The organism is Paenibacillus sp. SAFN-054, assembly GCF_051966755.1.
Lineage (GTDB): Bacteria > Bacillota > Bacilli > Paenibacillales > Paenibacillaceae > Paenibacillus_AQ.
Genome location: NZ_JBQCKS010000004.1, coordinates 505,802 through 520,644, shown reverse-complemented (window position 1 = coordinate 520,644; position 14,843 = coordinate 505,802). Strand labels below are relative to the sequence as shown.

10 protein-coding genes are annotated in these 14,843 nt (G+C 55.7%); all 10 read left to right on the top strand.

Annotated elements, in window-relative coordinates; genetic code table 11:
* The first annotated feature begins 18 nt into the window (after positions 1–18).
* On the top strand, positions 19–1,233 hold the full coding sequence (locus ACTHPM_RS20885; protein WP_440396850.1) for a YgeY family selenium metabolism-linked hydrolase: 1,215 nt from the start codon (positions 19–21) through the stop codon (positions 1,231–1,233).
* 38 nt (positions 1,234–1,271) lie between these two features.
* The gene (gene dpaL / locus ACTHPM_RS20880; RefSeq protein WP_440396851.1) at positions 1,272–2,507 is read left to right on the top strand and encodes a diaminopropionate ammonia-lyase; all 1,236 of its coding nucleotides are present in this window, start codon (positions 1,272–1,274) and stop codon (positions 2,505–2,507) included.
* Between the two features lie 325 nt (positions 2,508–2,832).
* Entirely contained in the window at positions 2,833–3,822 is a 990-nt protein-coding gene (locus ACTHPM_RS20875; protein ID WP_440396852.1) for an acetylxylan esterase, read from the top strand.
* Positions 3,823–4,098: 276 nt separating this feature from the next.
* Complete coding sequence (locus ACTHPM_RS20870) at positions 4,099–5,892, top strand: sensor histidine kinase (RefSeq protein ID WP_440396853.1); 1,794 nt, start codon at positions 4,099–4,101, stop codon at positions 5,890–5,892.
* A gap of 20 nt (positions 5,893–5,912) precedes the next feature.
* The gene (locus ACTHPM_RS20865) at positions 5,913–6,665 is read left to right on the top strand and encodes a response regulator (RefSeq protein WP_440396854.1); all 753 of its coding nucleotides are present in this window, start codon (positions 5,913–5,915) and stop codon (positions 6,663–6,665) included.
* Positions 6,666–6,814: 149 nt separating this feature from the next.
* Complete coding sequence (locus ACTHPM_RS20860; protein ID WP_440396855.1) at positions 6,815–8,149, top strand: ABC transporter substrate-binding protein; 1,335 nt, start codon at positions 6,815–6,817, stop codon at positions 8,147–8,149.
* 278 nt (positions 8,150–8,427) lie between these two features.
* Entirely contained in the window at positions 8,428–9,309 is an 882-nt protein-coding gene (locus tag ACTHPM_RS20855) for a carbohydrate ABC transporter permease (RefSeq protein WP_440396856.1), read from the top strand.
* A gap of 23 nt (positions 9,310–9,332) precedes the next feature.
* Positions 9,333–10,178, top strand: a complete 846-nt coding sequence (locus ACTHPM_RS20850; RefSeq protein ID WP_440396857.1) for a carbohydrate ABC transporter permease — start codon at positions 9,333–9,335, stop codon at positions 10,176–10,178.
* Between the two features lie 4 nt (positions 10,179–10,182).
* Entirely contained in the window at positions 10,183–12,429 is a 2,247-nt protein-coding gene (locus ACTHPM_RS20845) for an FAD-dependent oxidoreductase (RefSeq protein WP_440396858.1), read from the top strand.
* Positions 12,430–12,671: 242 nt separating this feature from the next.
* Positions 12,672–14,741: a serine hydrolase domain-containing protein gene (locus ACTHPM_RS20840; RefSeq protein WP_440396859.1), complete on the top strand. Its 2,070-nt coding sequence runs from the start codon at positions 12,672–12,674 to the stop codon at positions 14,739–14,741.
* Positions 14,742–14,843: the final 102 nt, after the last annotated feature.

The window sequence follows — 14,843 nt, the reverse complement described above, 5'->3', positions numbered from 1 at the left end:
CATAAGGGAGGAACAGGTATGAGCGGAATATACAGTCCGGTTATTAACCGGGATGAGGTCATAGAGCTGACTCAACAGGCGATCCGTACGAAAAGCTTGTCGGGCGAGGAGAAGGAAGTTGCACACCTGCTTAAGGACAAGATGATCGAGCTTGGCTACGACGAAGTCTGGATCGATCCCTACGGCAGTGTAATCGGAAAAGTGAACGGCATTGGTGAAGGGACGAGCGTCCTGTTCGACGGGCATATCGATACGGTACCGATCAATAGCCCGGAGAAGTGGACACATGATCCGCTGGGTGGAGAAATTGTGGATGGTGTCATGTACGGGCGCGGCACGACCGATATGAAGGGCGCTGTATGCGCCGCGGTTGTGGCCGTAGGAGAACTGGCCCGCAAGGCGAAGCATATGGGCGTTAGGCCCAAGGGTGACGTGTGGGTGTCCTGCACCGTCTATGAGGAGTTATTTGAGGGCGTTGCGCTGGGCAAAGTGATGGAAGCCGTGAAGCCTGATTGTGTCGTCATTATGGAATCCACGGCACTAAACGTCAATATCGGGCAGAGGGGACGCGCCGAGGTCAATATTACGGCGCACGGCAAATCTGCCCACTCTTCGAATCCGTCGCGGGGCCGGAATGCCGTGTATGCGATGAACCCCGTCATAGCTGGTATCATGACGCTTACGCCGAGTGAGCACGATAAGCTGGGGCAGGGCATTTCGGTTGTGACCGACATCCTGTCCTCGCCTTATCCGGGCGCATCGGTTGTGCCCGATTTATGCAGGATCACGATCGACCGCAGGCTGCTCGTAGGCGAAGACGAGACGCTCGTTACCGGACAATACCAAAGCCTGCTGCCTGCGGAAGGAGAATACGAGGTGAGCTTGGCCGAAGCCGAACTGGAATGCTATACCGGAAACAAGCTGGGGGGCAAACGGTTCTTTCCGGCCTGGATGATGGATGAGCACCATCCGGTTGTCGAAGAGGCGGCATCCGCGCTGAAGAGCATCGGATTAGCCCCGGAACTGTCGGTATACAGCTTCTGCACGAACGGCAGCTATTCGGCCGGGACGGCCGGCGTGCCGACGATCGGGTTCGGTCCGTCTTATGAACACGTGGCCCATATTGTGGATGAATATATTGAGCTGGATCAACTGATGCAAGCGGCTGAGGGATATTATGCGCTTGCGTCAGCGATAACGAATCTACCCGTTAGCCGCATAGAGCATCCATGAAGCTTCACGAATGAAGGGAGATGATCGCGATGGATACGTTGAGCCAATTGATAGAGTTTGGATGGGTAGCCAGCGGGCGTGCCCGCAGCGGCGCGTATTCAGCTTCAGACGATATCATGGGCTACCTGACCCTTGGGGAGGCAAGTAAGGCGAGACAGTTCTATCAGACGTTTGACGACTATGCCGAGACGCCGTTGAGAAGCCTGCCGGAGCTGGCTGCTTATCTTGGCCTAGCGGGTGTCTATGTCAAAGACGAAGCATACCGGTTTGGACTAAATGCGTTCAAGGTGCTTGGCGGCGCCTATGCAATAGGGATGGTTCTAGCCGAGCGGCTTGGCCGCGACTTGGCGGAGCTGTCGTTCGATGCCCTCCGCTCTCCCGAAGTGAAGAAGGAGCTTGGAGAACTGACGTTTATTACAGCTACAGACGGCAATCACGGCCGGGCCGTGGCATGGGCGGCGCAGCAGCTCGGCCACCATGCGGTCGTGTACATGCCGAAGGGCTCGTCCCAAATTCGTCTTGATAATATTCTGGCAACCGGAGCCGAAGCTTATATCACCGAGTGGAACTATGACGAATGCGTCCGGCATTGCGCAAGGCTTGCAGAGGAGCATGGCTGGATCGTCATCCAGGATACAGCTTGGGAGGGGTATGAGCAAATCCCGGCATGGATTATGCAGGGTTACGCCACTTTAGCCCTGGAGGCAATGGAGCAATTATGGGATTATGGCGTTGAGAAGCCGACCCATGTATTCCTGCAAGCTGGCGTCGGCTCGTTTGCAGGTGCCGTGCAAGGCGTATTCGCCAGCGCTTACGGCGACAAGCGGCCGATAACGGCCATTGTTGAGCCGAACAAGGCGGACTGTCTGTTCCGTTCGGCTGCGGCCGGTGACGGCAAGCCGCGTCACGTCACCGGAGAGCTGGACACGATCATGGCCGGGCTTGCTTGCGGGGAGCCCAACCCGTCGGCTTGGGCCATCCTGCATGACTATGCAGACATGTTCATCTCCTGCCCGGATTACGTGGCGGCGAACGGCATGCGTATTCTGGGCAATCCGCTCGGAATGGACAAGCCCGTGATCTCGGGGGAGTCCGGCGCGGTAACGGCTGGCGCCTTGAGCATGCTCATGACACAACCGGAGCTTGCTATAGCCAAAGAGCGGCTTGGCTTGAACGAGCGATCATGCGTGCTGCTGATCAGCACCGAAGGCGATACGGATCCGGAACATTACCGACGGGTCGTATGGGGCGGCCGCTATCCAAGCGAAATATAAACGGCGGGATGGCGGGGCAGTGATCTCACTTCCACTTTCTCCGCATAGGATCAGCGTTTGTCCACTTTCAGAGCCTCGATGTTAAGCTCAATCGTCAGCTCATTCCCAACCACAACCCCGCCCGTTTCCAGCGGAGAGTTAAAGACCAAGCCGAATTCGCTCCGGTCGATCCGGGCGGTGGTTTCGTTTACAGAACCGATTATAAAAAAGCGCTACTGACAACAGCATGTCAGTAGCGTTTTAACATATTTAGGGCTTCATCAAACACAAATGATCACCAAAAAGTTCAATGCAAACGCGATATTCATCCGCTATACTGCTAGTTATGAAGGAGGATGATGACGCGATGGGCTACATAGACGAGGTATCGAAGGAGCTGTACAGCTATCTTCCCCCTCTCACCAAGCAGAAGGATTTTGACGAGTTTTGGGAGACTACCATCCGGCAGGCCAAGGAAGTTCCGCTTGATCCGCGCAGGGATCGTATTGATTACCCGGCCCGCCATGCGAAGGTATATGAAGTTTCCTATTACGGGATGGATGAGACCCGGATTCACGGCTGGCTGATCGTCCCGGCATTTATGAACAAGGAGAAGTATCCGTGCCTGATCCATTATCACGGCTTTAACGGCAGCAGAGGCAAGCCCTCCGAGCTCATGCACTGGGTCATGATGGGGATGGCTGTATTATCTGTGGACTGTCGCGACCAGGGGGGACGGACGGGCAACAACGCTTCCTACTCCCACGGGTATACGGCGAATGTAGCCAGCAAAGGCGTACATAACAAATGGGAATACTACTACCGGTATGCTTACATGGATGCGCTGAAGGCGATCGACTTTGCCTGCGCCCAGGAGGATATCGACGCTGCGAGAATCGTAATAGAAGGCGGCAGCCAGGGCGGCGCGCTCGGCACGGCGGTATCGGCACTGGACGACCGGCCGGTGCTCTCGATGGTGGATGTGCCGAGCAACAGCAACCTCGTTCGACGAATCGAAGGCAATCACGGCGCTTTCGCGGCGGTAGCCGAATACCTGAACAAGCACCCGGAGCAAACGGACCTTGTGATGGATAACCTGAGTTATTTTGACACGATGAACCTGGCGGATCGCATTACGTGCCGGGTATTAGCCAGCGTCGGATTGAAGGACGAAACCTGTCCGCCGCAAATGTACTTCGCCACCTATAACCGCATCACAAGCAGCAAAGACATCGTCATCTATCCTTTTAACGGGCACGAAGGCGGAGGCGCCGGCCATACGGAGGTCAAGCTGGACTATTTGCGAAAGCATTTTCCCGGCTGGTTTGAAGAGTAGCAGAGGTCATGAATAGGAATTGATAGATCGATCGGAATCCTGACCGTTACTGAAGTCCATGAGGCGGGAGGAGATCCGGACATAACGCAGACTGGAAAGCGGCGCCACAGGCGTCGTTTTTCTTATAAGCGAGGGAACGCCTTTCGTGTCAATAGAACGATTTGATGCTTTTGACCGCCTCCGGACGCTACATTTTTATGGTATTGCCCGAACATTCTTATCTATGGACATCGCGTGAGATATAATGAGAGCACCAAGAGTAAAGGAGACCTCGCGATGCGGAAATGGCTTAGCCACCTCGTCCCTCACAAGCTGAAATACCGGTTGTTTGCCGTGTTCGCCCTCGTCATTTTGCTTCCGTTCAGCGTGTTAAACCTGTACAACTACCAAAAAATCGAATCGCTCGTTCAAAATAAAATCAGCGAGCAGAGCCATGAGCAGCTGGACAATCTGCACCGCTCGCTGGAGGATCAGCTCAGTATCGCATTCAAGACGCTGATCTTCCTGGAGCAGGATTCGGAAATCCGGCGCATCCTGCAGAAGCCGGAGGAACGTTCGGTTCTGGACAACAAGGAAATGATGGAGGATAAATTCAAAGGTCTCAACAACAGCTTTTTCCTGTACAATCCGTCCGTCTATTTCACGCTGCTCGACAACAGCGGCCATGTGTACACCTCTTATCCGCCGAATAAATCCCTGAATTACGGTCAAATTGCTTCAAGCCCGTCGTTCAAGTCGCTGCAGGAGGCCAAGGCGAATTACCTGTGGGTGTCCGACGACACCAACTACGTATCCAGGGATATCAGCCGAAGTCCGACGCTGCTGTCCCTGTACGCCGAACTGCGGGACCGCAGCAACCGGGCTTACGGCCTGGCGCGCATCAGCATCGATTTTTCGTTCTGGTTCCAATCCATGCTGCAAAAATCCGAAAGCGATCAGGCCTACTTCATCATGACCCGTTCCGGTGAGCTGATCGCAAGGTCCATTCCCGATTCAACGCTGTCCCCGGAAGCCGTTCGGGAAATTGCGAGCCTGGCGCAGAGCGGACATTGGACGGATCAGCAGTCCGATGCGCTCGTCAACTACAGCTATGTGTCTTCCCTGGATTGGTACCTCGTGGACCGGATTCCGCTCCAGCTGCTGTTCGGGGAGATCGAAACGCTGAAGAAGCAGTATTTCGTGACCTTTTACTTCATTACCGCCGCCTTTATTGCGGTTGCATTCATGATTGCCCATGCGTTCACCAGGCCGCTGTCCCATATGCAGCGCAAGATGAAGGAAGCGGTCCGCAAGGATCTTCGGATCCGGCTGCCCGAGAAACGTTACAAGGGCGAGATTTTGGAGCTGACCCGAACGTTCAATACGATGATGGTCGACATGAACGGACTCGTCCAGCGCCTGCGTGCCGAGGAACGGCAGAAGGACGCGGTGCATTTTCAAATGCTGCTGGCACAGATGAATCCCCATTTCCTGCTTAATACGCTCAATACGATGAAGTGGATCGGGCTTCGGGGAGGAAACGAGGAGGTCGTGGAGATTTGCCTTTCCCTCGGAAAGCTGCTGGAGACGAGCCTGAACTCCGACGTGGATCTGATTCATCTCCGTGACGAAATCGAGCTCACGCGCGCGTTCCTTTATATTCAGCAGGTGAGATATGGGAACCGCTTTCAAGTGGAGTTCAGCTATGATGAGGAGCTGATATACGCGCTGGTACCGAAGCTGAGCCTGCAGCCGCTCGTGGACAACGCGATTCAGCACGGCATCGGCAATATGGCGGAAGGCGGGCTGATTCTGATCCGGATGGGACGGAATCTGCTGCTGCCGGACCGGCTCGTGCTGGAAGTCGAGGATAACGGTGCCGGAATCGGGCAGTCCAGCAGCCACCGCGACGAGGGACGCAAGCGTCCGAGCATCGGGCTGCAGAATGTGAGGGAGCGGCTGCGCCTGTTATTTAAGGATAAAGGGGAGCTTGAGATCCTTCCGCTGGAGCAGGGCACGCTGTGCCGCATGCATCTGCCGGTGCTGCTGTCCGAGCCTTACGAAAATGCACGGCAATCCGATATCATCTAGCGAATAAGGGGTGTACGCATATGTGGAAGGTACTGCTGGTGGAGGACGAAACGTTTGTGCGGGAGTCGGTCAAGGAGATCATCCGGTGGGAGGAGATGGGCTTTACGCTGGCGGGTGAAGCAAGCAACGGTATGGAAGCGCTGCCGATGATCAAGAATGACCCGCCGGATCTCGTGCTGTGCGATATCGTCATGCCGCAGATGGACGGCCTGGAGCTCCTCCAGGAGACGAGGAAAGCCGGCATCGGCTCCAAGTTTGTCATGCTGACCTGCATCGGCGATTTCGAATCGATGCGCAGAGCCATGGAATACGGCGCATCCAATTATATTCTGAAGCTGTCCATGAGCGTGAAGGATCTGCGGGAGACGCTGGCGAAGGTCAGCGCGGAGCTGGCGGCCCAGCGTTCCCCTGCCGAGCGTCCGGCTCGTTTGCCCGCGGCGGCGAGGGAGAAGATCACCCATCCCGAAGTGAACAAAATCATGGACTATATCCAGCAAAACTACGACCAGGACATTACGCTCAAATCGCTGGCCCGCTACGTCATGATGGGGGAGAACTACGTCAGCGCCCTGTTCAAAAAGAAAACCGGCGAGACGCTGATCCACTACCTGCACCGGACAAGGGTCGAGAAAGCAATCGAATACCTGACGACAACGGACCTTCCGGTCAATCGGATCTGCCAGAACGTCGGGTTCATGAACGACAACTATTTCATTAAAATTTTCAAGCGGATGACGGGGACGACGCCAAGCCAGTACCGGATGAAGCAATAGAACAAAATGGTTCCCCCGGACGGTATAGACACTTGAACTGCGTATATCTGTTCCATGGAAATCATGATTCTGTTACTTACGGCATGACCTGCCGCTTTGCTATCCTTGAGCTGCAACAAACAATTCCTATGGGATGCGGGGGGCTTCAATTGAGAAAAAAAGGTTGGCTTGCGGGATTCGTAACGCTTGCGCTGATCGCAGGCGTGATGTCGGGCTGCTCCGGCAGCGGAAGCAAGGGAGAAGCCGAAGGGGCGGCGGGCAATGCAAAGTCCGCGTCAACAAGCGGCGCCATCAAGCTGAAAATGTGGGGCGGCGTTCCGCCGGAAGCCGGACCGCAGGAAGTCATGGATGCCTGGAACAAGGATCATCCGGATATTCAAGTGGAGTATGTGCGGTACGTGAACGACGATGAAGGCAACCTGAAGCTGGATACGGCCATTATGACCGGGCAGGACGTGGACCTATTCGTCAATTATTCGGCTTCGCAGGCGACGAAACGGGTCTCCTCGGGAGTTGCGGCCGACTTGAGCACGTTCACCGACTATAATATCGACGAGAAGATGGGGGCCGAAGCCGAAGGCTGGAAGATCGGCGGCAAGTATTACGGCGTTCCGACGACGAAAAGCTCGTTCTTCGTCGCGTTGAACAAGGATGCCCTGGATGCGGCGAATCTTCCGGTTCCAAAGGATTGGACCTGGGAAGAGATGATGGACTACGCCAAAAAGCTGAAAAAGGGCGACGGATACGGCTTTATTCAAAACACCGAGCCGTTCGTCGACCCGATCGACTCCGTCCTCGCCAAAGAGGGCTACACCAAAGCGGACGGAACGTCCAACCTGGATCATCCGCTGGTGCGCAAATGGATGGAATCCTTGAATCGCATGATGAAGGATGACAAAACGACGCCGCCGCTCGGCGAGCAGCTGACATCCAAAATGCCGGTCGAGCAAATGTTCCTCAGCGGCGAGGTGCCGATGCTGAACATCGGGGCATGGCTGCTGCGCAGCTCCAATGACTTCACCAATTATCCGCGCGATTTCAAAATTGCGTTCGCGCCGGTGCCGAGACTGGAAGAGGATGCGGCGAACTATGTGACCCGCGGCGGTTTGGGCGATTATATCTCGGTCAACGCCAAGTCCAAGCATCAAAAGGAAGCTTGGGAGTTTCTGAAATGGTACGCGGACGGCGGCATGGCGCCGATGGCGGCGGGCGGGCGTTTGCCAGCATCCAAGGATGCCGATCAGGACGCCGCGCTGAAGAGCATGCTCGGCGACAAAGGGGATACCTACGATCAGGAATCCCTGATGTACGTCATGTTCGACAACAAGACGCCGACCTTCGTCCGTACCGTTCCGCAGGAAGTGATGGATCTGCGCTCGCAGGAATACGAAAAGTACTTCCTGGGAGACCAGGACCTGGACGCGACGGTAGCGGAGATGGTCAAGCGGCATAACGAGTATTTGAAATCCAATCCGCAGAAGTAACCTTTTGCTCTGGATGCGGGAGGACATACGCCTTAAAGGTAAGGGACGGCCACGCTTGATGGCCGTTCTTTTTCGTTCCGGTTCTCCCGTTGTGCTGGAGCGAAATACGTCATTCAGCTATCGATAGAACAATTTGATGACCAAGCGCCATGCGGCTGTCTGCACGGCGCTTTTTTTTGCATCATTTTGTGGTATGAAGACGGTGGTTTTGTTCCTTCTCGCGCACCGCCCCGTCTTGCTAGACTGAGGACATCAAATCAAGAAATGAGGGGAAACGCATGAACAACCATTGGATGAGAAGGCAGCGCAGGCTGGGTTACGTCTTTATCGGGCCCAGCATGATCGGTGTGCTCCTGTTCTTTCTCATACCGGCCGCATATTCCCTGGGCCTCGTCTTCACGGATTACAAATTCATGAATCCCAAGGTCGGGTTCGTCGGTTTCGATAATATCACCCGGATGCTGCACGACAAACTGTTCTACCTGTCGCTGAAGAACACCGTTCTCTTCCTCGTGGCGGTACCGGTATCGATCGCGCTCGGCTTCGTGGTTGCGGTCATTCTGAACCAGCGGCTCTATTTGAAAAAGCTGCTGCGCGCTTTGTATTTCATGCCGTACATCACAAGCGGGGTGGCCGTCGCCTTCGTCTGGATGCTGCTGTTCCAGCCGAAGCAGGGACCGATCAACGGATTCCTCCGCGGCATCGGCATCGAGCATCCGCCGGGGTGGCTGTCGACCACGACGTCTTCGATGTTCGCCATTGATATCATCTGGATCTGGTTCCTGATGGGCTATAACATGATCATCTATTTGGCCGCGCTGCAGGAGGTTTCACCAGAGCTACTGGAGGCCGCCAAAATCGACGGGGCCCGCCCAGCGCAGCTGCTCCGCAAAATCATCTGGCCGCTCGTCAGCCCGACCACATTCCTGCTGCTGGTGACCGGCATGATCATGACGATCAAGACGTTTGGCATCATTCAGGCGACGACGCAGGGCGGACCCGGCAACAGCACGACCATTCTGTCCCTGTACGTCTATCAGAACGCCTTCAGGTATTACGACATGGGTTATGCCGCGACGATATCATGGGCGCTGTTCATCATCATCCTGATCATCACCGCGATCCAATGGATCGGTCAAAAACGGTGGGTTCATTATTAGAGAAAGGGAGGCCTAAAGGCATCATGGAACTCAAAAAACGACTGCTGACCGGCACACCGGGCCGGCTGCTGGTAACGCTGATTATGCTGGCATTGGCCATCGTGATGATTATGCCCTTCTTATGGATGATCAGCACGTCCCTGAAAACCCCGGCAGAGGTGTTCAAATACCCGATCGAATGGATTCCCTCGCATCCGACGTGGGAGCATCACCTCAAGGTATGGACCGGACCGAAGAGCTTTGGTTCCTATTATCTGAACTCGCTGAAAATCGCCCTCATCGGCATGGTCTGTGCCACGTTCCTGTCCGCCTTCGCGGCATACGGCTTCGCCCGTGTCGAATTCAAAGGGAGGAACGCACTGTTCATGCTATACTTATCCATGATGATGATTCCGCCACAGGTGCTGTTCGTGCCCAAGTTCATCATGTTTGAGTGGGCCGGCATATACAATACGCATTGGGCGCTGATCCTGCCCGGCATGTTCACAATATTCGGTGTGTTTATGCTGCGCCAGTTCTTTCTGTCCATTCCCCACGAGATTTCCGAGTCGGCCTTCATCGACGGGGCGGGACATTTCCGGATTTTCTTCCGGCTTATTCTGCCTCTGGCTAAACCGGCGCTAGCCACCCTGGCCATCATCGATTTCTCCTGGCAGTGGAATGATTATGAGAACGCGCTGGTTTTCCTGATCGACGAGAAGCTGTATACCATCCCGCTTGGGCTTCAAAATTTCATCCTAGAAAATACGGTGGACTATAACGGCATGATGGCTGCGGCATCAGCAGGCATCATCCCGATGATCGTCGTGTTCGCGATCGGCCAGCGTTACATTATTCAAGGCTTGACCAACTCTGCGGTGAAAGGGTGAGAGGATGAAAACCGAGACGATGCGAAGCGACGTGACCGTGATCGGCGGCGGACTGGCAGGCGTATGCGCAGCCATTGCGGCGGCAAGGCTCGGCAGCAAGGTTGTGCTCGTGAACAATCGCCCGGTCCTGGGCGGAAATTCGAGCAGCGAAGTGAGGGTATGGGTGTGCGGGGCGACCGCGCACGGCATCAACCGGTATGCCCGGGAGACGGGCATTATGGGCGAGCTGTTCGTGGAGAACCAGTACCGCAACCCGGACGGCAATCCGTACTTGTGGGATCTGGTTATCCTGGAAGCGGTCAAGGCGGAGCCGAACATTACGCTGCTGCTGAATACCGATGTGCATGAAGTCGAGGCGGACGGTCCGGAGGAGAACCGCATGATTCGGGCGGTGACCGGCTGGATGATGGGCTCCGAGCGGCGTATCCGCCTGGAAAGCCCGGTCTTCCTGGATTGCACCGGCGACGGCCTCGTCGGCTTTATGGCGGGGGCCCGGCACCGGATCGGCCGTGAGGCCGCCCATGAATACGGGGAAGCATGGGCACCCGAGGAAGCGGACGGCATTACCCTGGGAAGCACGCTGCTGTTCTATACGAAGGACGAGGGACATCCGGTCCGTTTCGTGCCGCCTTCCTTCGCGAAGGACATTACGCAGACGCCGATCCCGATCAAGCGGGTCATCCGCAGCGGCGACTCGGGCTGTCATTATTGGTGGATCGAGTGGGGCGGCGAGCTGGATACGGTTCATGACAACGAAGTGATCCGGGACGAGCTATGGTCCGTCATTTACGGCATCTGGGACTATATCAAAAATTCGGGTCAATTTGAGGCCGAAAACATGACCTTGGAATGGGTCGGCTCCATCCCGGGAAAAAGGGAGTACCGCCGCTTCGTCGGCGATTATGTGCTGAACCAGAACGACATCATCGCGCAGGAGCCGTTTCATGACCGGGTCGCTTTCGGCGGCTGGTCCATCGATCTGCATCCCCCTCAGGGGATGTATGCCGAAGCCAGCGGTTCCAAGCATATGCATGCAGACGGCAACTATCATATTCCCTACCGGAGCCTGTACTCGGCCAACGCCGGAAATCTGCTGTTCGCCGGCCGCAACATCAGCGCCTCCCACGTGGCGTTCGGCACGACGCGCGTCATGGCGACCTGCGCGGTCATGGGGGAAGCGGCCGGTACCGCGGCCGCGCTGTGCGCCGCGAAGGGCGTATCGCCGCGTGAGATTTACCGCTCGCATCTGCAAGAGCTGCAGCAGACGCTGCTGCGCCAGGACGCTTCCGTCATCGGCCTGCGGCATGAAGACGATCTGGACCTGGCCCGCCTGGCGCGGGTCTCGGCCTCGTCGGTCCGCAGCACTATCGGCGTGGATACACCGCATGAACCCTATCGTCTGAAGCGTGCTGCTGCGATCCTGTTTCCTGTGGAGCCCGCGATGCAAGGACTGGAGCTGCTTGTGGACGCGGATGAGGATACCCGGCTTACGGTTGAGTTATGGCATACCGGAAGGCCGGAGAACTACGTGCCGCACTCGAAAGTGGCTGAAGCCGAGGCCGCCGTTCCGAAGGGAGAAGCGCAGTGGGTATCCCTGCCCCTCGCTTGGGAGCCGGATGCTCCGCAGAACGCTTTTGTCATTATCCGCGAGAATCCGGGCGTCAGTCTGTACCAGGCGGCCGAACCGTTCACCGGCGTCCTCGCTTTCGAGAACGGAGCGGTCCCGAATGCATCGTCCAATCTGGAGGATCATGACGAGAATCAGCCCGTCGTGGCCTGGAGCATGAAGGCGCTGGTCCGCCGGCCGTTCTGCTTCAAGGTCCAGGGGGCCACTGGAGCCTATGCGCCGGAGAAGGCCGTTGGTGGATACAAGCGTCCGTTCGGCGGGCCGAATCTGTGGGTATCCGAACCGATCGGACCACAGGATGAGGCCTGGCTGCAATTGACGTGGGAGCACGAGAGATCAATGGAGGAAATCGTTCTGACGTGGAACGACGACGTGAATGAGGATCTGATCAACCTTCACCATCACCGCACACCATTCGATTTGATCCCGGAACTGGTGAAATCGTACCGGATTGAGGCCCGGGTCCAAGGGCAGTGGAGAACCGTATACTCCGCTAAGGACAATCGGCGAAGAAGCAATCGCATCCGACTGGAGGAGCCGGTCTTGGCCGATGCGGTACGTGTCGTCATTGAGGAAACGAACGGCGCTCCCTGCGCGGAGCTGGTGGAATTTCGGGTGTATTAAGTTAAGGCAGCCTACCCTTCCGGGTGGCTGCCTTTTTGAATGCCGTCCGCCCGAATTTGATTATTTCCCCACAATAGACGGCTGGTCCTAGTTTGAACCACAGAATGAGACGAAGTTCCCTTTTTATTGGAAAACTGAACCAAATCAGGGTCCAAAACGTACTACAGTATAACCTGTATAAAATGAACTAAAGAAGAGGGTTGATCTTCAGTTCATTTTATATAATTAAAGGAGGTTCATTCATGAAGAAAAGCATGGCATGGCTTCTGGCCGCCGCGCTGACATTGACGCCGCTTGTTCCAACCGCGGCGATGGCGTCCGGCACGGAGTCAGCGGTTCCCGCCCAGGGACTGAAAACATTCGCCGCGAAAAAGGCGGCACTGCTTACCGAGCAGTACGGAACGACCAGCGTTCAGTACGCGCTCATCGATCACGGGAGCATCAAGGTGTCCGGCCAAACCGGGAAAAATGATGAGAAAGGGACAATTCCGCTTACCCCAAGCACATTGTACGGCATCGGCTCCACGAGCAAAATGTTTACCACCGCTGCCGTCATGAAGCTGGTTGACGAGGGCAGAATCGACCTCGATGCCCCGGTGGTGAAGTACATACCGGATTTTAAAATGAAGGATGAGCGTTATAAGCAAATTACCCCGCGCATGCTGCTGAACCATTCCTCAGGACTTCAGGGCTCGAGCCTGAATAACGCGTTCTTGTTCGAGGATTCAGACCCTTACGCCCATGATATGCTTCTGCAGCAGTTGTCCACGCAGAGCTTGAAGGCCGACCCTGGCGCCTTTTCGGTCTACTGCAATGACGGCTTCACACTGGCGGAAATTTTGGTGGAGCGCGTAAGCGGGATGAAGTTTACCGCTTTCGTTCATCAATATATGACTGAGCCGTTAGACATGAAGAATACCAAGACCTCGCAGGACATGGTGGATTCCGCCCAAGCAGCCGGCCTGTATTATCCAGGGGTTCCGCAGCAGCTTCCGAATGAAACGGCGAATGTCATCGGCGCGGGAGGCATTTACTCCACGGCGGAGGATTTGGCGCGGTTCGCGCAAATATTTACCGGCGAGAAGAGCATTCTCTCTGCCAAAGCTGTAGAGGCCATGGGACAGTCCGAATATAAAAAGGGACTTTGGCCTAAAGATTCGGACAATTCCTTTGATTATGGCCTCGGCTGGGACAGCGTGAGATTGTATCCGTTCAACGATTACGGCATCCAGGCGGTGGCAAAGGGCGGAGACACGATCCTGTACCATGCCTCGCTGATCGTCCTTCCGGAGCAGGACATGGCTGCGGCCGTGTTATCCTCGGGCGGCAGCAGCTCGACGAACCAGCTTCTGGCCACCCAGATTCTGCTGGAGGCATTGAAGGAAAAGGGAGCAGTCAAGGAGATCAAGCCGGACAAATCGTTCGGCAAGCCCGTACCGGCCAGTCTCCCGGAGGACATGAACAAGTATGCCGGATACTACGGATCGACGGGCCAGCTGGTCAAGGTTGATCTGAAGGAAGGAATCATGTCCGTCACGGTGCCGAATGTGCCGGAGTACCCGGCGGAGAAATACGTATACACGGCAGACGGAACGTTCGTGGACGAAGCGGGGACGGCGAAGCTCAGCTTCGTGAAAGAAACGAATGGACTCACGTACCTATGGGTCCGCCAATACAGCACGGTACCTGAGCTCGGGCAAGTGGCGATGTCCCATTACCTCGTCCAGAAGCTGGACAGCAACCCGTTGACGAAGGAAACGGCAGCTGCTTGGTTGAAGAGGGAAGGCAGAACCTATTACCCGGTCAGTGAAAAATACACGTCGATCATGTACTTGATGAAGCCGACGCTCGAAATAAAGCTTACGAAGGAATTTCCGGGGTATTTGAACGATAAGCAAATTACCGGGCCGGACACGGCGGTAAGCGTCCTGCAGGTCCCAGGCATGGGAGGCCGGGATACGGCGGGATACAGCTTCTACCAGAAGGATGGCGCCGAATACCTGGAAAGTGCGGGAAGCCTGTTCGTCAGTGAGGATCTGGTCAAGCCGCTGTATCATGGCAAACATTCGGCGGTAACAGTAAAAGAGGACGGCTACGCAAGATGGTTTACAGTACCTGCCGCGGCAGCGGGCAAGACCATGACCGTGAAGCTGCCGGTCGAAGGCGGATTCGTCGTCTATGACGCCGCAGGCCAATGCGTGAATATGAGCGAAGTAAGCGGTTCGAACCAAGTCGTCCTGCCTAAGGACGGAACGATTGTTTTCGCGGGTGACGCCGGTTCTTCATTCAGCATCAAGCTCGACAAAAAGTAAGATCATGATTTGAAAGCAGCCATTATATTTTCATATTTACATCTGTCTGTATAAAAAACCACCGCTCTCTTTACCTGAAGAGGGACGGTGGTTTTTTCTTGT